General features: G+C 41.8%; 1 protein-coding gene. It reads right to left on the reverse strand.

All coding sequences use genetic code 11. The features are described from left to right. Positions 1–399, reverse strand: a 399-nt coding sequence (locus D7X96_RS39800; RefSeq protein ID WP_208647465.1) for an RNA-dependent RNA polymerase family protein, incomplete at its 3' end; no start/stop codon positions are given. Positions 400–419: the final 20 nt, after the last annotated feature.

Genomic DNA, 419 nt, shown 5'->3' on the forward strand with positions numbered 1-419 from the left:
GTCAGCAATACTCCGCCCAGGAATGAAAGCCGATTGCATCGGACTCAGAAGGTTCCCAATAACTGGCTTCAATCTATGCACCAAGATTCGACTAATAATTTTATACAGCTCATTTGTCAATGAGATAGGCTGAAATTTTTCTGGGGATGTGGCATTTTCACTCTTTGGGACAAGAACTATAAAAGCGGCCTTTAACCGATTTAGCATCTGCCCAAGCTTAAAGAAATCCGTAACGGCTTCACAGACATCATTCCCAATTATAGGCCAAAACACCTTAAAGAAATGAGCATTAAAACCATCTGGCCCAGGAGCCTTATTTGGATTGGAAGCTTTGATCACCTCCTCAATCTCTGAAACTGCTACTGGAAGTTTTAGGCTCTCAGCATCTTCATCGGACACGTAATTAGAAGGACTAATAT

The organism is Corallococcus interemptor (assembly GCF_003668875.1).
Classification (GTDB): domain Bacteria; phylum Myxococcota; class Myxococcia; order Myxococcales; family Myxococcaceae; genus Corallococcus; species Corallococcus interemptor.